Source organism: Protofrankia sp. Cas4 (genome assembly GCF_963555915.1).
Taxonomy (GTDB): domain Bacteria; phylum Actinomycetota; class Actinomycetes; order Frankiales; family Frankiaceae; genus Protofrankia.
Genome location: NZ_CAUVXL010000095.1, coordinates 1 through 22,714, shown reverse-complemented (window position 1 = coordinate 22,714; position 22,714 = coordinate 1). Strand labels below are relative to the sequence as shown.

Below are 22,714 nucleotides of genomic sequence, written 5' to 3'. Positions count from 1 at the left end.
GGGCTGGCTGGTACACCGTCCCGCCGTTGGCGATGGCGGAATAGGCAACCGCGAGCTGCAACGGGCTGACCGAGAGGTACTGGCCCTGACCGATCGCGAACTGGGTCGCTGCACCTCCGTTGTACAGGTAACCGTCAATGCATGCCTCGGCCGCGTACTGGCGGAACCGCTCGGCCTTGGTCGGATCGGCGACCTCCGGGTAGCCGTTCTGTGCCCGGCGACAGTAGGAATCCTTCAGCTGCGTCCAGATCGCCTTCGCACCGTCACGCCCGACGACCGACCCGGCGGCCTCTCCCGGCAGATCAACGCCTGTCCTACTGCCGAAACCCATGGCCCGGGCCATCTTCACGAAGTACTCGTTGGCCGCAGGATAGGGGCCACGGCCGTTGCGAAGTCCGCCGTCGGCGAGCCAGGCGTCATAGGCGAACTTGTCGAAGATGACGTCGCAGGAGATCACCAACGCCTGGTGCAGGGTGATCGGCCCGGCCGATGATCCCTCGAAGTTGTGAAACGTCTGGGAGCCGATCTGCAGCGACGGCCCGCAGTCGTAGTTGCCGCTCGTCGACGCGCCGAGGTTGGTCAACACGGTGGTGGTGGACACGCCCTTGAAGGTCGAACCGGGCGCACTCGAACCCTGGTATGCCCGCGACAGCAACGGAATGCCGTTGGCTGGATCTGATAGCGCCTGGTAGTCGGATTCGGAGATGCCGCCCACAAAAACCGACGGGTCGTATGAGGGCAGGCTGGCCATCGCGATGACACGCCCGGTTTTCGCGTCCAGGACGACCCCGGACGCGGTACGCGCGCGCCCGCCGAGGGAGTCCACGGTTTTCTTCAGAGTCTGCTCGACTGCCTGCTGGACACCGGCATCGATCGAGAGGACCAGGGTGTCGCCACTGCGCGGCGCGCTGGACGAGGCCGTACCCGCGACCCTTCCGAACCTGTCGACCTCAAGGCGCTGCACCCCGTCAGCGCCGCGCAGGGCGCTGTCGTAGGTGTATTCCAGTCCGGCGACACCGACCAGACTGTTGTTGTGGAAACCGTGCCGGCCACCGTCGGAGTCGAGCTGCTCCTGCGTGACCGGGCTGAGATATCCCAGTTCGTGCGCGGCCACCGCCCCGTAGGGGTACTCGCGCACAGCCTGCAGCTCAGCAGATACACCAAGAAACCGGTCGGGATGTTCGATGACGGCCAGCGCCTGGCTCGGGGTGACGTCCTTGGCGACCGGCACCGGCTGGTAGGGCGAACCGTTCCAGCACGGTGGCTTCACGGTGGCAGAGCAGTACTGGATGCGCTTGGTGACATCGGCGACGGACATACCGATCACGTTTGACAAGCGCTCCAGCACTGCCCGCCCGGAGTCCTTCTGCCGGTCGGTCACCGACCGATTCACCGAGATGACCAACGACGTGCGGTTGCGGACGAGGGCACGCCCCCGGTCGTCCACGATCAGGCCGCGGGGTGCGGGTGTAACCACGTCGCGCACCCGGTTGGTCTCCGCGACCTGACGGTAGTGCTCCCCGTTGAGGACCTGCAGAGCCCACAGGCGAGCACCAAGAGTCACGAGCAACGACACGACCAGAACCCGCAGCACAACCAGCCTGATCCCGACGCGGTCGTCCAGCGACCCGTCACCGGACCGCTGCCGCCTCATGGTCGCCGCCGTCTCATGATCGCCGCCATCTCATGGTCCAACCTGTCTCGTCGTGGCCGCCTCATGGTCCCACCCATCCCATCGTGGCCGTCCCATCGTGGCCGCCGGGTCACGGTTGGTCGCGGTGCAGACGCCGCATCCCAGCCATCACCAGCGGGAACAGGAACGGGGTCAGGACCAGCGAGTAGAGCGCGGCACCGACCGAGCGCAGGAGCACCTGCGTTCCGGCCAGGCTGGCATTGCCGAGAATGCCGGCCACCGCCGCATGGCCGGCCGTGCCCAGCGCTGAGGCGGCCGCCGCCGCGGCCATGGGGACGTGGGCCGTCCGCCCGATCTCGCCGTGGGCCAGTCCCACGCCGTAGCCGACCAGACAGAAGACCATCGCGGTCTGGCCGAGAACGTGCGTCGAAAGCAGGTCCGCGATCAGTCCGACCGCGAACCCGACGACCACGCCGAACAGCGGTCCCCGCGCAAGCGCCACAAAGGTCAACACGATCAGGACAACGTCGGGGCTCCCCAACGGGAGATCGAGTGCGGCTATGACCGACAGTTGCACAACGATCAGAACGACCATCGCGATCACGGTGACCACGACGGCCGTACCCCGGATTTCGTCGTCGCGTGTTCCCATGTCCCACACGACGAACCTCAGCCGACCGCAGCGGTCGCCGCGGGGGCGAGAGCCGGTGTCACCGGAACCTTGGCGGGTGGCGATGCGGGCGCGGTGGGCGCGGTGGGCGCGGCGGGCGCGGCGGGCGCGGCGGGCGATGCGGGCGTTGGCACAGGCCGCGGGGGTAGTACCCGGTCGCCCGCGTCGGCCGGGAGTTTTCCCACGACTATCCCGACCAGGTCGAGTGACCCAATGGCGGCGAAGGGGGTCACCTCGGCCGACCGCGAAAGCCCTTCGCTCATGTCGAGGACTTTCGTGACCACGCCGATTGGTACCCCACCGACATAATCCGCACTGCCGAAGGAGACCACCCGGTCGCCGACCTTCACCTGGCGCGTCGCGTCGTAGAGGGTGAATGCCAAGGCGTCCGGGCTACCTGTGCCAGCGACTGCGCCGAGCAACCGGGCACCCTCCAAGCGGGCGCCGATGTGACTCGCGGGATCGCAGGCGAGGCGGATCACCGCGGTGTGGGCGGTCGAGGACAGCACGGTCCCGACGAGTCCGTCGCTGTCGAGCACCAGTCTGTCCGGCATGACTCCGTCCGCACTGCCGGCGTTGACGGTGACCGACCATTCGGTCCCGGTGATGTCGCCAATCGCGATCACCCTTGCCGCTATGATCGAATACTGCCCCCTGTCCGCGAGCAACCGGAGGTTGGCCAGCCCGGCGGCCTGCCGCCGTACCTCGGCGTCATCGGCAAGCTGGCGCTTGAGGTCGGCGTTCTCCGCGGCTAGTGCGTCGGCGCGCCGTTGGTAACGATTGGGGTGCGCCAGGGAGGACACCGTCCGCCCGATCGGGCGGGTGACGGCGGTCAGAGCGCCCTCGACCGTTGCGAATCCGCCTCGCAGCGCGCCCCGCAATCCTGACGAGCTGTCGCTCGAGCGGTAGTCGACTGTGATCAGAATGAACGCCACGACCAGCAGTCCGATGACGACCACCCGGGAGCGCCGGTTCTCACGTCCCACCGCCGGCCTCCATACCTGGCAATTCCATCCACGGCCCTGCCGTCCGTGCCAACGCCGTCGACGACGATGCCACTTCGGGCATCGCGGTGCCCGGCGACGCCAAACTGGAACCGCGTCAGTACATCGGACGAGCGAACCGCCGGTCAGTGTTCCTGCCGATCGACATCCCACTCGGTACGATCTGAACAGATCGGATGACGTCAGGTCGGGTCAACGGCGAGGCTCGGATATGAGCACCTGCTGCAGCGCCTCGAACTCCTCGACGCACTTGCCGGAACCCATGGCGACCGAGTGCAGTGGATTGTCCGCGATATGGATCGGCATCCCGGTCTCGTGGCGCAGACGCTCGTCCAGACCGCGCAGCAGCGCTCCCCCACCAGTCAGGACGATGCCGCGGTCCATGATGTCGCCGGACAACTCCGGCGGGCACTTGTCGAGGGTGACCTTGACGGCATCGATCACCGCGTTCACCGGTTCCTCGATGGCCTTACGAATCTCCTCGGCAGTGACGACGATGGTCTTGGGTAGGCCGGAGACCAGGTCCCGGCCGCGGATTTCCGCGCTGGGCTCGTCCGACATCTTGTGGGCGGACCCGATCGCCATCTTGATCTCTTCCGCCGTCCGCTCGCCGAGCATGAGCGAGTACTCCTTCTTGACATAGGAGATGATCGCTGTGTCAAGCTCGTCCCCCGCGGTTCGGATGGACTGGCTCGTCACGATCCCGCCAAGGGAGATGACCGCCACCTCCGTTGTCCCACCACCGATGTCGACGACCATGTTCCCGGTGGGTTCGTGGACGGGCAGCCCGGCACCGATCGCCGCCGCCATCGGCTCCTCGATGATGTAGACTTTTCGGGCACCAGCCTGATATCCGGCGTCCTTCACGGCCCGCTGCTCGACCCCGGTGATTCCGGAGGGGACGCACACGACCAACCGCGGTTTGGCGAAGTGGCGCCGCCGGTGGACCTTCTGGATGAAGTACCGCAACATACGCTCGGTCGTGTCGAAGTCGGCGATGACGCCGTCCTTGAGGGGACGGATCGCCACCACGTTGCCCGGCGTGCGGCCGATCATCCGCTTCGCCTCGGTACCGACCGCGAGGATCCCCGTGGTGGTGGTGTTGATCGCTACCACGCTGGGCTCGTTCAGCACGATCCCGCGACCACGCACGTAGACAAGGGTGTTGGCGGTGCCAAGGTCGACGGCCATGTCACGGCCTAGGAACGACAACGAACTGGACATCGTCGGATGCCGGCCTTCCCGGGTGTGCGGTCTGGGTGCGCACGCTGGGCGTGCTGGAGTTGTAAGGCAGGCGGTGTCCGTGACGTGGGCGTATCCACTGCTTCCCCGATGAGCCCCATCCAGTGGTCCGGCAATCCAGTAGAGACGCTCCCGCAGACACCAAAAGCCTAAACCGGGCTAACCGAGCCTGCCGTCCCGGTGAGGGATCCATGACGTGTGACGGTCCACTCGCCATGTCGGGTCAACCTGCCTGCCAGCCCCAACCCGTACGACCAGTTCTAACACCCGGAGTCACGAGAATGCTACCCGAGGAGACCGAGGGGCGCGCCCGGAGCGTCGGTGTTCGATAATCCGGGCAAAAATCCGGGCGAACGGTCCGGGCAAACGGTCCGACATCACCGACCACATGATCCTCAATGCCGAACCGATCACGATCTCGCCCCGGGATCTCGCCGTGGAGTTAGATCAACCCCGGGAAAAACAAGTCGATCTCGCGCTTGGCCGACTCCGGCGAGTCGGATCCGTGGACGAGGTTCTGCCCGATCTCCAGTGCGTGGTCACCACGCAGGGATCCTGGCGCCGCCTTGACCGGATCGGTGGCGCCGATGAGGCCACGCACCGCCTCGATCGCCCGCGGCCCCTGGGCGACCAATGCGACCAACGGGCCGGAAACGATGAAGTCGACCAGCTCGCCAAAGAACGGCTTAGCTGCGTGCTCGGCGTAGTGGGTCTCGGCCACCGACCGCTCCAGCGTGCGCAGTTCAAGTGCGACCAAGGTCAGACCCTTGCGTTCCAGCCGACCGACGACCTCACCGACGAGGCCACGGCTCACGCCGTCGGGCTTGACCAGCACGAGTGTGCGTTCGCCTGACACGGAACTCCTTCTTGTCACTCAGATGGACAGACGTGATATTAGGCCCATACGGCCGCCAGCGGCGCGAAAGACATCATCGCGCCGCCTTTGGCCCAGACATGACCCGTACAGCCGCCGGCAGCGCGCGAACGACATGATCGCGCCGCCTTTGGCCCAAGTCACAACCCACACGGCCGCCGGCGGCGCGCGAACGACATGATCGCGCCGCCTTTGGCCCAGGTAGCAACCTACCGGTCAGCGACGCAGGAGACGGCGGGCCTCCCCCACCGTCACAAGGGAACCGGTCACCAGCACCCCGGCACCGGCCAGGTGGGAATCCTCCTCTGCCAGGCGAACCCCCGCGTCGAGAGCGTCATCCAGACGCGAGGCAACCTCCACCCGGTCAGAGCCGAACACATCCACAGCGATCGCAGCGAGATCATCCACCGGCATGGCCCGTGGCGAACGGCTCTGGGTGACGACCACGGCGTTCAGCACGGGCTCCAGCGCAGCCAGAATGCCGGCCGCGTCCTTGTCCGCGAGCATCCCCACGACACCGACGAGGTGATCGAAGCTGAACGACTCCTCGACCGCCGCGACCAGCGCCTGTGCGCCCGCGACGTTGTGTGCGCCGTCCAACAGGACCGTCGGCGAGCGGCGGACGATCTCCAGTCGCCCTGGCGAATCGGCCTGCGCGAACCCGGCGCGGACGGCGGCGAGGTCGAGAATCTCCCGACCGCCACCGAGAAATCCCTCGACCGCCGCAAGCGCACACGCGGCGTTGTGAGCCTGATGCGCGCCGTGCAGGTGCAGCAACAGATCCTCATAGACACCACCAAGCCCACGGATAGTCACCCTCTGACCGCCAACGGCAAGATCACGAGCGAGAACCCCGAACTCCAGCCCCTCGCGCGCCACCGTCGCTCCGACTTCGCCGGCCCGGCGCAGCAGCACCTCCGCCGCCTCCAACGGCTGCTGGCCGAGCACGACGAGCGCGTCGGCGTGGATGATGCCGGCCTTCTCCGCCGCCACCGCGTCGAGGGTGGCACCAAGTTCCTGATGATCAAGAGAGATCGGGGTCACCACCGTCACGGCCGCATTCAGCACGTTGGTCGCGTCCCAGGTCCCGCCCATGCCGACCTCGATGACACCGACATCGACCGGCGCGTCGGCGAAAGCGGCGAAAGCCATCGCGGTCAGCAGCTCGAAGAAGGTGACACGTTCGGGATGCTTGCTGTCGACAAGCTCAACGTAGGGGATGACGTCGTCGTACGCCTGGGTGAAGGTGGCAGCCGGAGCGGGTCGACCAGCCAGACAGATACGTTCAGTGACGCTCTCCAGGTGCGGGGACGTGTAACGGCCGGGTCTGATTCCGAAGGCGCACAGCAACGAATCCACCATGCGGGCGGTGGAGGTCTTGCCGTTGGTCCCCGTCAGATGGATCGAGGGGTAGGCCCGCTGGGGTTGGCCCAGCAGGTCGACCAAGTCCCGCATGCGTTCCAGATCGGGCAGCATCCGATGCGGGAAGCGTTCGGCCAGCGCCCTGCTCACCCGGGTGAGAGCGGCCGTGTCGGCGTCCACGACAGTGTCCGGCTGACTTGTCATGTCAGGCCGACTTCTCCTGGCGGGGACCCCGCTTGGATGCGGCGACGTCGCGCGGCACGAGCGTCGGGTTGACATGCTCCAGAACGACCTCGCGGGTCACCACTGCCCGGGCGACGTCCTTGCGGCTGGGAATATCGTACATGACCGACAGCAGGACCTCCTCCATGATTGCTCGGAGCCCACGCGCACCAGTCCCTCGCAGTATTGCCTGGTCCGCGATCGCGTCCAACGCGTCACCCGTAAAGTCAAGATCGACATTATCCAGCTCGAACAACTTCTTGTACTGACGCACCAGAGCGTTCTTTGGTTCGGTGAGGATGCGGATGAGCGCTTCCCGGTCAAGACTCGACACGCTGGTGATCACTGGCAGTCGACCTATGAACTCGGGAATCATTCCATATTTGAGCAGATCCTCCGGCATGACGTCGGTGAAGATGTTGGCCACATCCGGATCGTCCTTGCCATGCAGGACCGCGCGGAACCCCAGCGATTTCTTCCCGATCCGCGAATCGATGATCCGATCGAGCCCGGCAAAGGCCCCACCGACGATGAACAGGACGTTCGTCGTGTCGATCTGGATGAATTCCTGGTGCGGATGCTTGCGACCACCCTGCGGGGGAACACTGGCGGTCGTTCCCTCCAGTATCTTCAGCAGCGCCTGCTGGACGCCCTCGCCGGAGACGTCCCGGGTGATACTCGGGTTCTCCGACTTGCGCGCGATCTTGTCGACCTCGTCAATGTAGATGATGCCGGTCTCGGCCTTTTTGACGTCGTAGTCGGCGGCCTGAATGAGTTTGAGCAGGATGTTCTCCACGTCCTCACCGACATATCCGGCCTCGGTGAGCGCGGTGGCATCGGCGATCGCGAACGGAACGTTGAGCATCCGCGCCAGGGTCTGCGCAAGCAGCGTCTTACCACATCCGGTGGGCCCCAGCAGGAGGATGTTGCTCTTCGCCAGTTCAACATCACCCTTGCTGTCACCACCGCCCACCTGAACGCGTTTGTAATGGTTGTAGACAGCAACCGACAGGGTCTTCTTGGCCTGCTCCTGGCCGACCACGTAGCCGTCCAGGAACTCATAGATCTCGCGCGGCTTCGGCAGCTCGTCCCACTTGAGATCAGAGGACTCCGACAGCTCCTCTTCGATGATCTCGTTGCAAAGATCAATACACTCGTCGCAGATGTAGACGCCGGGCCCGGCGATGAGCTTCTTCACCTGCTTCTGGGACTTGCCACAGAACGAGCACTTGAGCAGGTCACCGCCGTCACCTATGCGTGCCACCGAGGACTCAGTCCCTTCGTCCAGACGATGGTGTCGCCTGCAGGTCAGGGGCGGCCAGGCCGCCCGGTCGTCGCCTGTCTGTTACCATCCTGCCCTCTGCCGCCAGCGGCTGCGTCATGACGCCAGCGGCTTCGGGCTGCATATCCACATCTGCGGCATATCCACATCTGCTGCTGCCCAAAACTGCCGACGGCTCTGTCGTTGCGCCGGCCGCGATGGGCAAGGGCCTGTCTCCCCGTGGGGACCGTACCCCCTGAAGCCGCCCGGTGAGAGCCCTATCGCGCGGCTCGTGTGGGTCAGCCTACGGTCACCTGCCACGTCCTTGCGCGTCCACGCCGTCCGGATAGAACCTTTGAACAACGTGGACGCGCCACCCGTCCCGGCAACCGCGGTGGAGGCCGGATCCCCGCCGCCTCCGGGCGCGCGAAAAACCATGATCACGCACCCTTCGGCTGGGCCAATCACTACAAGCCCTAGCGACCCGCTGGCGGCGCAGTCGTCAACTGCGACGACTTCCGGGTCAGGATGACCTCGTCGATCAAGCCGTACTCCTGCGCCTCGGCCGCGCTGAAAATCTTGTCACGCTCGATGTCGCGGCGGATCTCTTCCTCGGTGTGCTTGGTGTGCCGGGCGAGCATCCGCTCCAACAGGGAACGCATCCGGAGGATCTCCCTGGCCTGAATCTCGATGTCGCTGGACTGCCCCTCGCCCTGCCCGGAGGGTTGGTGCAGCAGGATCCGGCTGTTCTCCAGCGCGAAACGCTTGCCCGGCGTCCCCGCGGTGAGCAGCACCGCCGCCGCGGACGCAGCCTGGCCCATGCAGATCGTCTGGATGTCCGGCCGGACAAACTGCATCGTGTCGTAAATGGCGGTCAGCGAGGTGAAGGATCCGCCCGGCGAGTTTATATAGATCGAGATGTCCCGGTCGGGGTCCTCGGACTCCAGGAACAGCAGCTGCGCCATCACGTCGTTGGCGGAGAGGTCGTCGATCGGGATACCGAGAAAGACGATACGTTCCCGCAGCAGCTTCTCGTAGGGATTAAGGTAAAGATCGCCACGGCTGGTCTTCTCGATGACCCGAGGGATCCCGTAGTGGCTGACGGGCAGACCGTTACCTGAGATCTGGCCAATAATCGGCTGGTACATGATGGGTGCCTCCGCGACGGCGGGTGATGGTCGGTTGCCGGATGTCGGCGGTGTCGGCCGGGTGTCCGCGGGACGCGGCTAGCTGACCGGGCCCTCGCTGGGGACCTGGCGGGCCTGAGCCACGACGTGGTCGACGAACCCGTAGTCCTTGGCCTCCTCGGCTGTGAACCAACGGTCACGGTCGGAATCCCGCTCGATCTGCTCGATCGCCTGGCCGGTGTGGAATGCGATCCGTTCCTGCATCATCCGCTTGGTATAGAGCATCTGCTCGGCCTGGATGGCGATGTCTGACGCGGTACCACCGATGCCACCCGACGGCTGGTGCATCATGATCTTCGCATGTGGAAGTGAGTACCGCTTGCCGGCCGCACCCGCGCACAGCAGGAACTGTCCCATGGATGCGGCGAGTCCGAGCGCAACCGTCGCCACGTCGTTCTCCACGTACTGCATCGTGTCGTAGATTGCCATACCGGCACTGACGGATCCACCGGGAGAGTTGATGTAGAGGAAGATGTCCCGGCTCGGGTCCTCGGCGTTGAGCAGTAGCAGCTGGGCACAGATCGCGTTGGCAATCTGGTCCTCCACCACCGAACCCAGAAAAATGATCCGCTCGCGCAGCAGACGGTTGAAGACCTGCTCGTCGAAACCGACCCCGCTCTGCCCCGGCGAACGCAGCTGTGGGACGACCAGGCTCGGGGCTGCGATGTCACTCACGGTTAGCTCCTCGGCTTCCTCGCGCTGGCGACGGTTGATCTGACCGGCTCGACACTATCTGTGACCCGAGTCAGTTCCGGGGCTTAGCGCTCGATGTTCGCGCTGGGCGTGAGGGCGAGCGAGCCCAGCGCCGCTCAATCCGGGTATTCCGGGCAATCGATCAACGGCGGGCCGTCCGGCCGCCCGGCCGCCCTCCCGCCGACGATGCGGGGACTTCGGCCGCCGGCGATACGAGAAGAACCACGATCGCATCGCCTTTGGCCCGTCGGAATGCGGCGGCCCCCGGACGAGATGTCCGGGGGCCGCCGCTGGTCCGTCGTTCGCCGCCGCCAGAGTTCAGGCGCTGGGTGCGGGATCGGTAGACCCGCCCGCCTTCTCCGCACTGATGCCACCGGGTGCATCGGGATCACCGTCGGCGTCATCGTCAACATCGTCGTCGAGGTCGTCATCAAGATCTTTATCAAGATCGTCGTCGAGGTCGTCCTCCACGACTGCGGCGTCCTCGGGCGCGCTAGCGCCCGGTACCCACGGAGCAGGCAGCGCCAGCTCGACCTCGCTTCCGGCCGGGTCGAGGACCGTCGCCTGCCGCAGCAGGAACGTGAGTGCCTTGTTCCGCAGCGTATCGGCCATGATCGCTGAAAGGCCGTCCCCCTGGGTCAGCTGCTGGGCGAAGACGTCGGGACTCACCCCCATGCGCTGCGCCCGGCTGATCACCTGCTCCATCAGCTCGCCCTGATCGATCCGGAGCTGCTCGGCATTGATCACAGCGTCCAGGATGAACTGCGACTTCAGGGCCTTCGCCGCGAGCTGCCGCACGTCGGCGAGATGTTCCTCGTCAGTCTGGCCGAGCGTCTCCAGGTAGGCAGCGCGGTCAACGCCCATCCGCTCAAGCTCGTGGGCGAAACGGTGCTCGCGGGCCGCAACCTCGTCGTCGAGGACCGAATCCGGCAGGGGTGCGTCGACCCGCTCGATCAGGACGTCGAGGACGCGCTCGCGCGCCTGACCGAGCTGGCCGATCTCGGCCTCACGGACAAGGCGCCCGCGGATGTCCGCGATCAGCTCTGCGAGCGAATCAAACTCGCTGGCCGTCGTGGCGAAGTCATCATCGAGCTCGGGGAGCTCGCGCTCCTTGACGCCCCGGACCGTGACAGTGACCTCAGCCACACTGCCGGCGAGCTCGCCGGCAAGCAGTTCGGTCGCAAACGTGCGACTCTCCCCTTCGCCGGCACCGGTGATCGCCGCGTCCAGACCGTCGATCAGACTCTCGCTGCCGACCTCATAGGACATGCCGGCGGCCTCGGCATCGTCGATCACCTCGCCGGCCACGGTCGCGGACAGATCGAGCGAGATGAAGTCGCCGGCCTGCACCGGGCGCTCGACCGGCTTGAGCACGGCGGACCGCTCACGCATGGTCGTCAACAGCTCGTCCACCTGCTCGTCGGTCACCTCGACCGCGTCAACGGTGACCTCAAGGCCGTGGTAGTCGGGCAGCGAGATGTCCGGCCGGACGTCCACCTCCGCGGTGAAGACCAGCGGGGCACCGTCCGCGAACGAACTGATGTCGACCTCGGGCCGGGACAGGACGTCGACTTCCTCCTGCTGCACGGCATCGGTGTAGAACCGCGGCAAAGCGTTCTGGATGGCCTCCTCGAGGATCACACCCCGGCCGAGGCGCTGGTCGAGGATGCGCGGTGGAACCTTTCCCGGCCGAAAGCCGGAAACCCGGACCTCGCGCGCGAGCTTGCGGTAGGCGGCGTCGACGGACGGCTTGAGCTCGTCGAAGGGCACCTCGACGGTCAGCTTGACCCGGGTGGGACTGAGGGTCTCCTTGGTGGCCTTCACGGCGCGGCTAACTCCTGATGCGGCGGTGGATCGGATGGACGCGCCGAGAGTACCGGTCGGGGCGGGGAGACTCGAACTCCCGATCTCCTGCACCCAAAGCAGGCGCGCTAGCCACTACGCTACGCCCCGAGGCGTTGCTTCACTATCCTACGGGGTAGTGTAAGCGATGCGCCGCGGGTGTAGCTCAATGGTAGAGCCCCAGCCTTCCAAGCTGGCCATGCCGGTTCGATCCCGGTCACCCGCTCCACTCGGGGTGACGTGTGTCCGGTTGACACCGAACCACGTCGTTCCGCCATGCCAGCCCGGGGGCCGAGCCCCCTGGAACCCCCACCGCGCCGTGTCCGGTTGGCACCGAACCACGTCGTTCCGCCATGCCGTCAGCGCGTCGGCCGTCAGGTCGACGGCACGAGAGTCGTCAGACAGAACGGGTGCCCCGCCGGATCGAGCAGTACCCGCCACCGGTCCGGGGATGGCTGCTCGTCGGCAAGTCGTGCGCCGATGGCAAGCGCCTGAGTCTGTGCCGCTTCAAGATCCTCGACCGCGAACTCTATGTGCACCTGCTGCGGGATGCCGCCCGTGGGCCACGTGGGGGGTCGATGGTCCGGGACCCGTTGCGCTGTGATCCAGACAGCCGGCCCCTTGACCGCGACGAAGTCCGCGCTGCTGAAAGCGATCTCACCGCCGGTCAACGCGGCGTAGAACCGGGCCAACGGATGGGGCTCGGAGCAGTCCAGCGAGATCGCTGCCAAGCGTGCGACACCAGCCACCGCATTTCTCCTCACTGAGTGCGACACCGATTGCGACAGGCCGTCGCGTTCCGCACGACGGGTACGGAAACGCTATCATTGGATACCGACAGTAAACGCCGGCAGTAAACACCGACAGTAGATGGCCACCGGCTGGAGGCGGCCCGCCCTGTGCGGATTCCGCTCGGTGGTGCCGGTAACGTTCATGTGTGAGCGCCATCCTTGTCGCCAAGGGCCTGGCCGCCGGATACGGCGGGCGGGCGCTGTTCAGCCAGCTCGATCTGGTCGTCAGCCCTGGTGATGTGATCGGGCTGGTCGGAGCGAACGGCGCGGGCAAGTCCACCCTGCTGCGCCTGCTTGCGGGCCTGGCCAGTCCCGAACACGGTACGGTCGGGCTCACCCCGCCGAGCGCCTCGGTGGGGTACCTGGCGCAGGAACCCGACCGGCATGCCGACGAGAGTGTGCACGCCTTCCTTGCCCGGCGCACCGGCGTGACCGACGCCCAGGGCCAACTGGACGCCGCATCGGTTGCCCTGTCCCGACAGGAGCCCGGTTCGGACGACAGCTACGCGACGGCGCTGGACCGCTGGCTGACCCTGGGGGCCGCCGACTTCGACGAACGCGCGGCGGTGGTGGCAGCCGACATCGGGCTCGCGATCGACCTGGCGATGCCGACAACGGCGCTGTCCGGTGGCCAGGCGGCGCGGGCGGGGCTCGCCGCACTGCTGCTCAGCAGGTTCGACCTCTTCCTGCTCGACGAACCGACCAACGACCTCGACCTCGACGGACTGGCCCGCCTGGAGGAGTTCGTCACGGGACTGCGGGCCGGTGTCGTGGTGGTCAGCCACGATCGGGAGTTCCTCGCCCGCACCGTCACCGGCGTGCTGGAGCTGGATCTCGCACAGCAACAGATCAGCTTCTTCGGCGGCGGTTATCAGGCCTACCTCGACGAACGGGAGGTGGCCCGGCGGCACGCCCGGGAAGCCTTTGAGCAGTACGCCGACCGCCGCGGCGCGCTGACCGAACGGGCCCAGACCCAACGGAGCTGGATGGACAAGGGCGTGCGGAACGCCCGCCGCAAGTCCACCGACAACGACAAGATCGGCCGAAACCTCCGTGGCGAGACGTCGGAGAAGCAGGCCGCCAAGGTCCGCCAGACCGAACGTCTGATCGAGCGCCTCGATGCCGTCCCCGAACCGCGCAAGGAATGGGACCTGCGGATGCAGATCGCGGCGGCTCCGCGCTCCGGGGCCGTGGTCGCCGTGCTGACCGACGCGGTCGTGCATCGCGGCGACTTCACCCTGGGACCGGTGACCACCCAGCTCGGCCGTGGCGACCGGGTGGCCATCACCGGGCCCAACGGGTCCGGGAAGTCGACGCTGCTGGCCGCGCTGCTCGGCCGGCGCCCGGTTGACCGCGGCCAGGCGTCGCTCGGTTCCGGGGTGCTGATCGGCGAGGTCGACCAGGCGCGTGGGCTGTTCGCGGTGGACGCTCCGGTTCTCGACGTCTTCGCCCGGTTGCTACCCGACCTGGTCACCGCCGACCTGCGCACCCTGCTGGCCAAGTTCGGTCTCCGGGCGGACCACATCAAGCGGGCGGCCGCCACCCTGTCGCCCGGCGAACGTACCCGGGCGGCGCTGGCGCTGCTGCAGGCACGCGGGGTCAACCTGCTGGTACTGGACGAGCCGACGAACCATCTCGACCTCCCCGCGATCGAACAGCTGGAGGCCGCGCTGGCCGGCTACACCGGCACCCTGCTTCTGGTCACCCATGACCGCCGGATGCTCCAGGCGGTCCATACCACCCGTCGGTGGCAGGTCAAGGCCGGCCAGGTCATCGAGGCGAGCGCCGGCTCGCCGATCCGTCAGGCACCATCGGACTTACCATGACGCTCGCCGACCAGCTGCCCGCAACGCCGGAACCCGACGACATCTTCGACGCGTTCACCGCGTGGGCCCACGGGCAGGGGCTCACCCTGTACCCCGCCCAGTCCGAGGCCCTCATCGAGATCGTGTCCGGTTCCAACGTCGTCGTGGCGACCCCGACCGGGTCCGGAAAGAGCCTCGTGGCCACCGGCGCCCATTTCGCCGCCATGGCCGCCAAGCAGCGCAGTTTCTACACCGCACCCATCAAGGCCCTGGTGTCGGAGAAGTTCTTCGCCCTGTGCGCCACGTTCGGAGCGAGCAGGGTCGGGATGCTGACCGGGGACGCCAGCGTCAACGAGAGTGCGCCCGTCATCTGCTGCACCGCCGAGATCCTGGCGAACATCGCCCTGCGGGACGGAGCCGGCGCCGACGTCGACCAGGTCGTGATGGACGAGTTCCACTTCTACGCCGACCCCGACCGAGGCTGGGCATGGCAGGTCCCCCTGCTGGAACTACCCCGCACGCAGTTCATCCTCATGTCGGCGACCCTGGGCGACGTGAGCCGGTTCGAAGCGGACCTCACCCGCCGGACCAGCCGCCCGACCGCGGTCGTCCGCTCCGCCGTACGTCCGGTGCCGCTTTATCACCATTACGTGCTCACCCCGCTGCACGAGACCCTCGAAGAGCTTCTCAACACCCATCAGGCACCCGTCTACGTCGTCCACTTCACCCAGGCGGCGGCGTTGGAACGGGCCCAGTCACTGATGAGCATCAACGTGTGCACCCGGGCGGAGAAGGACGCCATCGCCGAGATGATCGGCGGGTTCCGGTTCACGGCCGGGTTCGGTCGGACCCTGTCCCGCCTGGTCCGCCACGGCATCGGCGTCCACCATGCCGGGATGCTCCCCAAGTACCGGCGACTGGTGGAGCTGCTCGCCCAGGCCGGGCTCCTGAAGATCATATGTGGCACCGACACCCTCGGGGTCGGGATCAACGTACCGATCCGCACGGTCGTGTTCACCGCGCTGTCCAAGTACGACGGAACTCGGACCCGGCACCTGAGCGCCCGGGAATTCCACCAGATCGCCGGCCGGGCCGGCCGGGCCGGCTATGACACGGTCGGCACCGTCGTCGTGCAGGCGCCCGAGCACACGGTGGACAACGAGCGTGCCCTGGCCAAGGCCGGTGATGACCCCAAGAAGCGACGAAAGATCGTCCGAAAGAAGCCGCCGGAGGGGTTCGTCTCCTGGGGTGTGCCGACGTTCGAGCGTCTGGTGGCCGCGGAGCCCGAACCCCTGACGTCGAGCTTCACTGTCAGCCACGCGATGCTGCTCAACGTGATCAACCGACCGGGCGACGCGTTCACCGGCATGCGGCACCTGCTCACCGACAACCACGAGAGCCGCCCCGCGCAGCGCCGCCACATCCGCCGGGCCATCGCGATCTACCGGGCGTTGCTCGCGGCCGGAATCGTCGAGAAACTCGCCACCCCGGACGAGACCGGTCGCACCGTGCGGGTCACCGTCGACCTTCAGCTCGACTTCGCCCTCAACCAGCCGCTGTCGCCCTTTGCGCTGGCCTCCCTGGACCTGCTCGACCGGGGCTCGCCAAGCTATCCGCTGGACGTTCTGTCCATCATCGAAGCCACCTTGGACAACCCACGCCAGGTCCTCTCCGCGCAGCAGTTCAAGGCCCGCGGGGAGGCCGTGGCCCAGATGAAGGCGGACGGCGTCGAGTACGAGCGGCGCCTTGAGCTGCTCGACACGGTCACCTACCCCAAGCCGCTGGACGAGCTCCTCGGGGCCGCGTTCGCGATCTACCGACGCGGCCACCCGTGGGTCGACGACCACGAGCTCGCACCCAAATCGGTGGCCCGGGACATGTACGAGCGGGCCATGACCTTCGTCGAGTACGTCGGCTTTTACGGCCTGGCCCGATCCGAGGGCCTGCTGCTGCGCTACCTGGCCGACACCTTCAAGGCCCTGCGGCAGACGGTGCCCGAGGACGCCCGGACCGAGGAGCTCACCGACCTGACCGAATGGCTCGGCGAACTGGTCCGCCAAGTCGACTCGAGCCTGTTCGACGAGTGGGAGAAGCTGCGCAATCCGACGCCGGAGGCGTCATCCGCTGCGATCGACGAGCGGCCGCCCGCGGTGACGGCCAACATCCGCGCATTCCGGGTACTCGTGCGCAACGCCCTGTTCCGCCGGGTGGAGCTGGCCGCGCTGCGCCGTTACGACGATCTCGGTGCGCTCGATGCCGACGCGGGCTGGGACCGTGAGCGATGGGCGGGAGCCCTGGAGCCGTACTTCGACCTGCACGGCGAGATCGGCACCGGCCCCGACGCCCGCGGACCGGGACTCCTCATCATCAACTCCGAACCCGGGCGCTGGACGCTCCGGCAGATCTTCGATGATCCGGCCGGCGACCACGACTGGGGCATCAGCGCCGAGGTGGACCTTGCCGCCTCGGACGAAGCCGGGGCGGCTGTCCTGCACATCACCGCAGTTGATCAACTGTAGGGCGAACTGTAGTGCGGACTGTAGTGCGGACGAATGACCGCGACCGGGCACACAGCGTGCTGGACGCACTGATCGCCGACCGAACCGAGGAGGAGCTCGGCGAAGCCGCCATGACCACGGGCGCCCACCACGAGCAACTGCGATGTCGTGGACTCCAGCAACAGCGCGCGGGCGGCGGAGTCGACGACCACCTCGCTGCTGACACACAGCTGCGGTGGAGCGTCCCGCAACCCCGTGGCCAGCGCATCGTCGAGCAGATCGTTCGCATGATCGACAAGGGCCCGACCGACGGATGCGAGAAAATCCGGATAGGGCGTGGACGCGACCGCCAGCGCATGTACCACCCGCAGCGGCACATCGCGGTACGTCGCCTCACGAGCCGCCCACCGCAGGGCGGCCAACGACGATGGCGAACCATCTACCCCGACGGCCACCGGACGGCGGTCGCCGGGCACGCCAAAGCCCCGGCCGCGGACGACGACAGCCGGAACCTCGCCGTGGTCGACGACCGCCCGGCCCACCGTCCCACCGAGCGAGCGGTGCAACAGACCGCGCTCGTGCGAGCCCACGACCAGCATCAACGCGTGCTTCGACGCTGCCAACAGGGCGAGCGGCGCGGGCTCGTGGACCACCCGCCGGACGATGTCGGGAGATGGGTCGCAGGCCGGGAGTCGACCAAGTGCCGTCTCGAGAACCGCAGCCGCCGCCGCCGTCAACCCATCACGATCTGCAGTGTGCACCTGTCGGTGGACGAGCCTGGGCTGGCCGTCCGCGGTCCATGCCAGCATGGCGGTCACCGACCGTCGATGCATGGCCGCGGTGTGCCAGGCCCACCGCAACGCCTCGACGGAACCCGGCGAGCCGTCCACGCCGACAACGATCCCTGGTAGAGCCAGGCTGCTACCGTCTGTCATCGCCGTCCTCCCTACGCCCGACCGAGGACCCGTTGTGAGCGCCACTCGTTTTGATCATGAGGCCGAGGGCGGCCGGGTGCCGGACGCATCCGGGCACAGTGACGGAGACGTCGGACGGAGACGTCGGACGGAGACGGGAACCGCTACCCGGGCTCGCGCGACGCGGCTGTCGGGCTACCCGGGTGTCGTACTACCCGGCGGTGCTCGGGGTGGACGCGCGCATCATTGCCCGGACCGCCATGAGCGCGAATCCGAGGAGATTGCGTCCCGGCCAGGCCGACGGAACCTGTGCCCGGGCGTCGTCGGCGGCCAGACCGATCCCCCACACCCGGTCCAACGGACTCGCCTCCACCAGCACCCGCTCGCCGGTGCCGAGCAGATAATTACGCAACGGCGGATGCTGACTGAACTTCGCGACGTTGCCCTGGACGACGATGTCGAAGGAGCATTCGCTCCACACGGTCTCATCGAAGCCGCGTACCTGCCGGCCGTGCTTCTTCGCGGCGGCCGGCTCGGCGGTGGCAAGAACCGCCCGAGCCGCGGCCACGTCGCCGAACAGCCGGGCCTTGCGTTCCATCATGAAATGCTCAGCCGTCGGATAACGCAGGCCGTCAACAGTGAACGCGGAGGGCCACCACTGGCTCAGACAGCCCACGCCGACGCCACGGCCGCCGCCACGCGGCGGATGGTGCCCCCAGAAGAACAGAAGATCCAGAGCGTGCCCAGCCTGTTCCAGCAGGACCAGATCCTCAACCGCAGAGGCGCTTGCCGGGATGCTCACGGCCTGATGGTCGCATGAGTTGCCTCACCTCCAACAGCATTCCCACCAGTGCCCCGAGGACTGCGGCCTGCGGGCGCGCGATCTGACGATCGTGGCGCGCCCTTTGGCCCACCAGCCGAACCATCCAGAGCGTCCCCGGGCTGGGACGGCGCTTCATCGGGGCGGACCCCTGGCCGACGATCACGTTGCGTCGCCGGACGTGACGCCGGACGTTCGGCGCGTGCGTGCGGTACCGGCGGCAGGAAGAGGGCGACGATCTGCAAATCACATGACAACTGCATCGGTATGACCTTCGTCAGAAAGACCCTTGCCCGCCTGGACGATCTTTGCCGGAAGACCCCTGTTACGGACTTGTCATCGTGAGCACGTGTCGTTGACCCAGTCGGCGAGCTGTCCCCGCAGGTTGATCTCCCCCGGGTTCCGCGAGACACGGTCGGCGATTCCGCGGATGTTCTCGTCCGGTGCAAGATCACGAACGACAAGGGCCACCAACCGCGCAGTCTGCGCGCTCGAACGGACGTCGGCCGACCGTGCATCGATCTGGGCGCAGACCGCATCGGCGCCCGCCTGCTTCGTCTCCTTCGACACCGAGCCGCAGCCGACCAGTCCGACGAGCACCGCCACCGCGAGCACCGCCACCGCGAGCACCGCGACCGGGAGCGCCGGCCCCGTCACCGGTAAGAACCGGGTGCGGTTGCGAGCCACGGTCGGCCTCCCTCCGGGCGTTCGGCACATCGGGCGCAAGGGGCGCAAGGGCGCGCCGCCTACATCCGCCGATACCTGCTGACGCTATCGCCCGCGACGGCGCATCCGGGCCGACCACGCCGATCCACAGGAGTCCGTTTGAGGACACCGCCCCAACCGGGGACAGCACCAGCCGGCTAACGTCGGATGGTGCGGGTAGCGACATGGAACATCAACTCGGCGAAGGCACGGCAGGCGCGTCTGATCGAATGGTTGGACCGAGTCCAGCCGGACGTGGTCTGCCTCCAGGAGACCAAGCTCGCCGACGACGCCTTCCTCGAGCTCTTCGATGAAGATCTCTTCCGGCGCGGCTACACCATCGCACATCACGGAAACGGCCGGTGGAACGGGGTAGCGATCTTCTCGCGGGTCGGCCTGGGCGACGTCGAACGCGGGCTCGCCGATGGTCCCGGCTTCCCGGAGCCAGAACCTCGGGCACTGGCCGCGACGTGTGGCGGCATCCGGGTCTGGTCGCTTTATGTGCCCAACGGCCGGGCGCTGGACGATCCGCACTACGCCTACAAGATCACGTGGCTCGCCGCACTGCGGGCATGCCTGGAAAAGGCCCTGGCGACCACGCCGGTACTCGCCTGCGGTGATTTCAACGTCGCTCCCACCGACGCCGACGTGTGGGACCCGGCCGACTTCGTCGACGCCACCCACGTCACCGACGCCGAACGCCAAGCCCTGCGAGGACTGACCGACCTCGGCCTGGTGGACGTCACGCGCGCACGGTGGCCAGACGAACAGGTCTTCACCTACTGGGACTACCGGTCGCTGATGTTCCCCAAGAACAAGGGCATGCGCATCGATCTCGCCCTTGCCAGCGCTCCGGTTGCCGAGCGGGTACGGGCGATCTGGGTGGACCGGGCGGCCCGCAAGGGTGCGGGCACATCGGACCACGCGCCGGTGGTCGTCGACATCGACGAGGCACCCGACGGCGACATCGGCCCGATGGTCCCGCCTCCCTCACCCCGCGCACAGCGCAAGCCGACCGGGGCTGACCGGGGCTGACCGGGGCTGACCGGCTGGCGAGACCCTCGCGGGCGACCCGCAGGCGGTGAGCAGGTCGCGGGTCAGCCCGCCTGTACCCCGTCAGCCGTCCGTGCCTGGGTGGCCACGCGCGGCTCGGCACCTGACGCTGCCGGCGCGTCCGCCGGGTCGCTGGACCGATCGCGTTGCGGCGCGCCGGCGATGACCAGGATACGCCTGCCGCGACCGACCGTCATGGCGCCGGCAAGCCGCACCGACAGGACGCCGTTGTCGTAGGTCGCGGAAATCTGGTCCGCGCCGACGCCGTCCGGCAAGTTGAACTCACGCTGGAAGCCGCCATGGCGACGTTCCCGTAGCACGACCGTACGGCCGTCATCGGGATGGCCGTCGCCCGCGCGGGCCTCGGTCCGTTCCCCACGGACGACCAGGCGGCCCCGCTCCAGCTCGACCGTGACGTCCCGGTCGACGTCAACTCCGGGAAGCTCCAGCTGCACGACGATGTCATCCCCATCGGTGACGACATCGGCCGCGGGGACGAAACCGGTGCGAGCCATCCGCGTCCGGTCAGGGACACCCCAGGTACGACGAACGATCTCGTCGAACTCCCGGTCCAGACGTCCGAACGCGGCGAACGGATCCCACAGGTAGGCGGTCATGACTTCTCCCTTCAAGGGCGGTTCCTGTCACGCTCGATCCCCGCACGGATCGGGCTCATGTCATGTTTGTTGAGCCTAACAGACTCAGACTTATGACGGAACCGGGAAGCAGTCTCGGTCCAGTAGCTGTGCTCCGGACCGACGGTCACCTACCCACGGCCTCCCGTGCACCTGCTCGACGGTTGACTTTCCGCCAGGCAGGCGCGAGCCGGCGCTCGCCGCCGGGAGACGACTCCACCCCCACCAGGCGACGTGAGGGTCCGGCCCGGTGACATGCCTGTCTTCGACGGCGCGCTCCACCCCGGCTCGTGGTCGGCCTGGCTCGTGGTCGGCCTGGCTCGTGGTCGACCTGGCTCGGCGAGCCGGACCGGACGAGCGCGGCTCGCTACCGTGCGTCCGCGTAGCTGACGTTGATCGTCGTGAAACCCAGCGCGCTGAACAGACCTCGCAGCATTCCAGTGGTATTGCGTTGGGCCAGGGTCAGGACGGAACCATCGGCCTTCGCCGCCTGTGTCATCCTGTCCGCGGCTACCACATAGAGTTCGCGATCATCGCTGGCGCTGCCGGTGAGAAAGCCACCGATCCGGTCCAGCACGCCTTTTTGGCGTGCCACGACGTAACTGTGTTCCGGATCAACCCGCGGTTCCGACAACGTCGGCGCGGGCAGGTGGACCGACACCGTCCGCCGGTCTTCGGAGACCGTCACCGCATCCGCACCGAGCTTTCCGAAATCGACCACGGAGTCGACACTGCCGACACCCACGAACAAGGTCCGCTCGCCACGCAACGAGGCCGGTATGAACCTGGTCTCATCCGCCAGATCGACAACGACTTCAAAATGGGCGCTGGCCGCGTGGTACTCGCTGAGATCGGTCAGGGACCGCAGCACCGCGGGCGGACTGCGGTCGATCCTCTCCTGACCGAACGGATTGGTCAGCGACGGCCGCCAGCCGCTGACGAACCCGATGCCGGCGAGAACCAGCACGGCACCGACGACGATGAGCAACAGCCGCGCGACACCAAGGCGGACCCGCAGCAGCGCGACGAAACCCGACCTGATACCGGACCCGATGCCAGACCTTTCACTCATGGCAACGTTTGTACCCGCAAACGACCATCTGCACCCGCAGCCCGGCTGCAAGATGATCCGAAGTCACCGACCCGACCCCGCCCGGCCCGCGCCGCCGGGCCCGTACCGGTCCGACGGTGGACGAGCAGCGGGCACGAGAACCCCGCCGTCGCCGGACCCGCTCGCATCCGTCCGCGCAAGAATGATCGCGGTGCGGTCGTCGCTCGGACGTCCGGGAGCGTACGCGCGGACGGCTTCGAAAACCGCGTCGAGCAGTTCCTGCGGGCCCCGCGAAGGGACCCGCAGGATCTCCGCGACCAACCGGTCCTCGCCGAACTGCTCACCTTTTTCGTTGCGGGCCTCGATGAGGCCGTCGGTGTAAATGAACAGAGCGTCGCCGGGCTGTAGCCGAATGGTCGCGGTCGCCCAAGCGCCCGGAGCCGCCAGCAGGC

At 67.3% G+C, this 22,714-nt stretch carries 20 protein-coding genes and 2 tRNA genes; 4 read left to right on the top strand and 18 right to left on the bottom strand.

Going from position 1 to position 22,714, the window contains the following annotated elements; all coding sequences use genetic code 11:
* The 11 genes from U9979_RS08800 to U9979_RS08750 form a co-directional block, all read right to left on the bottom strand.
* Nucleotides 1–1,624, bottom strand: a 1,624-nt coding sequence (locus U9979_RS08800; RefSeq protein WP_322778973.1) for a penicillin-binding transpeptidase domain-containing protein, incomplete at its 3' end; no start/stop codon positions are given.
* Nucleotides 1,625–1,763: 139 nt separating this feature from the next.
* Nucleotides 1,764–2,285 carry a rod shape-determining protein MreD gene (gene mreD / locus U9979_RS08795; protein WP_322778972.1) on the bottom strand — a complete coding sequence of 174 codons (522 nt, stop codon included), beginning with the start codon at nt 2,283–2,285 and terminating at the stop codon, nt 1,764–1,766.
* 17 nt (nt 2,286–2,302) lie between these two features.
* Nucleotides 2,303–3,289 (bottom strand): rod shape-determining protein MreC, encoded by a 987-nt coding sequence (gene mreC, locus U9979_RS08790; protein WP_322778971.1) that lies wholly within the window; start codon nt 3,287–3,289, stop codon nt 2,303–2,305.
* A gap of 210 nt (nt 3,290–3,499) precedes the next feature.
* Entirely contained in the window at nt 3,500–4,531 is a 1,032-nt protein-coding gene (locus U9979_RS08785) for a rod shape-determining protein (protein WP_013872948.1), read from the bottom strand.
* Between the two features lie 460 nt (nt 4,532–4,991).
* Nucleotides 4,992–5,405: a nucleoside-diphosphate kinase gene (gene ndk / locus U9979_RS08780; protein WP_322747288.1), complete on the bottom strand. Its 414-nt coding sequence runs from the start codon at nt 5,403–5,405 to the stop codon at nt 4,992–4,994.
* A gap of 234 nt (nt 5,406–5,639) precedes the next feature.
* The gene (locus U9979_RS08775; RefSeq protein WP_322778970.1) at nt 5,640–6,989 is read right to left on the bottom strand and encodes a folylpolyglutamate synthase/dihydrofolate synthase family protein; all 1,350 of its coding nucleotides are present in this window, start codon (nt 6,987–6,989) and stop codon (nt 5,640–5,642) included.
* A 1-nt stretch (nt 6,990) separates the two neighbouring features.
* Nucleotides 6,991–8,271: an ATP-dependent Clp protease ATP-binding subunit ClpX gene (gene clpX, locus U9979_RS08770; protein ID WP_322747290.1), complete on the bottom strand. Its 1,281-nt coding sequence runs from the start codon at nt 8,269–8,271 to the stop codon at nt 6,991–6,993.
* A 473-nt stretch (nt 8,272–8,744) separates the two neighbouring features.
* Nucleotides 8,745–9,416 (bottom strand): ATP-dependent Clp protease proteolytic subunit, encoded by a 672-nt coding sequence (locus U9979_RS08765; RefSeq protein ID WP_322747291.1) that lies wholly within the window; start codon nt 9,414–9,416, stop codon nt 8,745–8,747.
* A 78-nt stretch (nt 9,417–9,494) separates the two neighbouring features.
* Nucleotides 9,495–10,130 carry an ATP-dependent Clp protease proteolytic subunit gene (locus tag U9979_RS08760; RefSeq protein ID WP_322747292.1) on the bottom strand — a complete coding sequence of 212 codons (636 nt, stop codon included), beginning with the start codon at nt 10,128–10,130 and terminating at the stop codon, nt 9,495–9,497.
* A gap of 336 nt (nt 10,131–10,466) precedes the next feature.
* Entirely contained in the window at nt 10,467–11,972 is a 1,506-nt protein-coding gene (gene tig, locus U9979_RS08755) for a trigger factor (protein ID WP_322778969.1), read from the bottom strand.
* 56 nt (nt 11,973–12,028) lie between these two features.
* A tRNA-Pro gene (locus U9979_RS08750) sits at nt 12,029–12,101 on the bottom strand.
* A 44-nt stretch (nt 12,102–12,145) separates the two neighbouring features.
* Here U9979_RS08750 and U9979_RS08745 point away from each other — a divergent pair.
* Nucleotides 12,146–12,219 (top strand) — tRNA-Gly (locus U9979_RS08745).
* 145 nt (nt 12,220–12,364) lie between these two features.
* On the opposite strand, the gene U9979_RS08740 is transcribed toward U9979_RS08745, so the two are convergent.
* The gene (locus tag U9979_RS08740) at nt 12,365–12,739 is read right to left on the bottom strand and encodes a VOC family protein (protein ID WP_322778968.1); all 375 of its coding nucleotides are present in this window, start codon (nt 12,737–12,739) and stop codon (nt 12,365–12,367) included.
* 188 nt (nt 12,740–12,927) lie between these two features.
* On the opposite strand from U9979_RS08740, the gene U9979_RS08735 reads away from it, so the two are divergent.
* Together U9979_RS08735 and U9979_RS08730 are read left to right on the top strand one after the other, a co-directional pair.
* Complete coding sequence (locus U9979_RS08735; protein WP_322778967.1) at nt 12,928–14,607, top strand: ABC-F family ATP-binding cassette domain-containing protein; 1,680 nt, start codon at nt 12,928–12,930, stop codon at nt 14,605–14,607.
* Complete coding sequence (locus tag U9979_RS08730; RefSeq protein WP_322778966.1) at nt 14,604–17,105, top strand: DEAD/DEAH box helicase; 2,502 nt, start codon at nt 14,604–14,606, stop codon at nt 17,103–17,105. The genes U9979_RS08735 and U9979_RS08730 overlap by 4 nt, the downstream gene beginning before the upstream one ends.
* Here the strand turns inward: U9979_RS08730 and U9979_RS08725 are convergent.
* The 3 genes from U9979_RS08725 to U9979_RS08715 all read right to left on the bottom strand — a co-directional run bounded on the left by U9979_RS08725 (nt 17,096) and on the right by U9979_RS08715 (nt 19,505).
* Complete coding sequence (locus U9979_RS08725) at nt 17,096–18,019, bottom strand: universal stress protein (protein ID WP_322778965.1); 924 nt, start codon at nt 18,017–18,019, stop codon at nt 17,096–17,098. The two genes, U9979_RS08730 and U9979_RS08725, sit on opposite strands and share 10 nt — an antisense overlap.
* A gap of 190 nt (nt 18,020–18,209) precedes the next feature.
* The gene (locus U9979_RS08720; RefSeq protein ID WP_416210223.1) at nt 18,210–18,794 is read right to left on the bottom strand and encodes an NADAR family protein; all 585 of its coding nucleotides are present in this window, start codon (nt 18,792–18,794) and stop codon (nt 18,210–18,212) included.
* Nucleotides 18,795–19,154: 360 nt separating this feature from the next.
* Nucleotides 19,155–19,505 carry a hypothetical protein gene (locus U9979_RS08715; protein WP_322778964.1) on the bottom strand — a complete coding sequence of 117 codons (351 nt, stop codon included), beginning with the start codon at nt 19,503–19,505 and terminating at the stop codon, nt 19,155–19,157.
* Between the two features lie 189 nt (nt 19,506–19,694).
* On the opposite strand from U9979_RS08715, the gene U9979_RS08710 reads away from it, so the two are divergent.
* Nucleotides 19,695–20,558: an exodeoxyribonuclease III gene (locus tag U9979_RS08710; RefSeq protein ID WP_322778963.1), complete on the top strand. Its 864-nt coding sequence runs from the start codon at nt 19,695–19,697 to the stop codon at nt 20,556–20,558.
* 62 nt (nt 20,559–20,620) lie between these two features.
* Here U9979_RS08710 and U9979_RS08705 read toward each other — a convergent pair whose 3' ends face one another.
* From U9979_RS08705 to U9979_RS08695, 3 genes are all read right to left on the bottom strand, one after another.
* The gene (locus U9979_RS08705) at nt 20,621–21,193 is read right to left on the bottom strand and encodes an Hsp20/alpha crystallin family protein (protein ID WP_322778962.1); all 573 of its coding nucleotides are present in this window, start codon (nt 21,191–21,193) and stop codon (nt 20,621–20,623) included.
* 385 nt (nt 21,194–21,578) lie between these two features.
* Nucleotides 21,579–22,283 (bottom strand): DUF4230 domain-containing protein, encoded by a 705-nt coding sequence (locus U9979_RS08700; RefSeq protein ID WP_322747304.1) that lies wholly within the window; start codon nt 22,281–22,283, stop codon nt 21,579–21,581.
* Between the two features lie 63 nt (nt 22,284–22,346).
* On the bottom strand, nt 22,347–22,714 hold a 368-nt coding region (locus tag U9979_RS08695), incomplete at its 5' end, for a PP2C family protein-serine/threonine phosphatase (protein WP_322778961.1).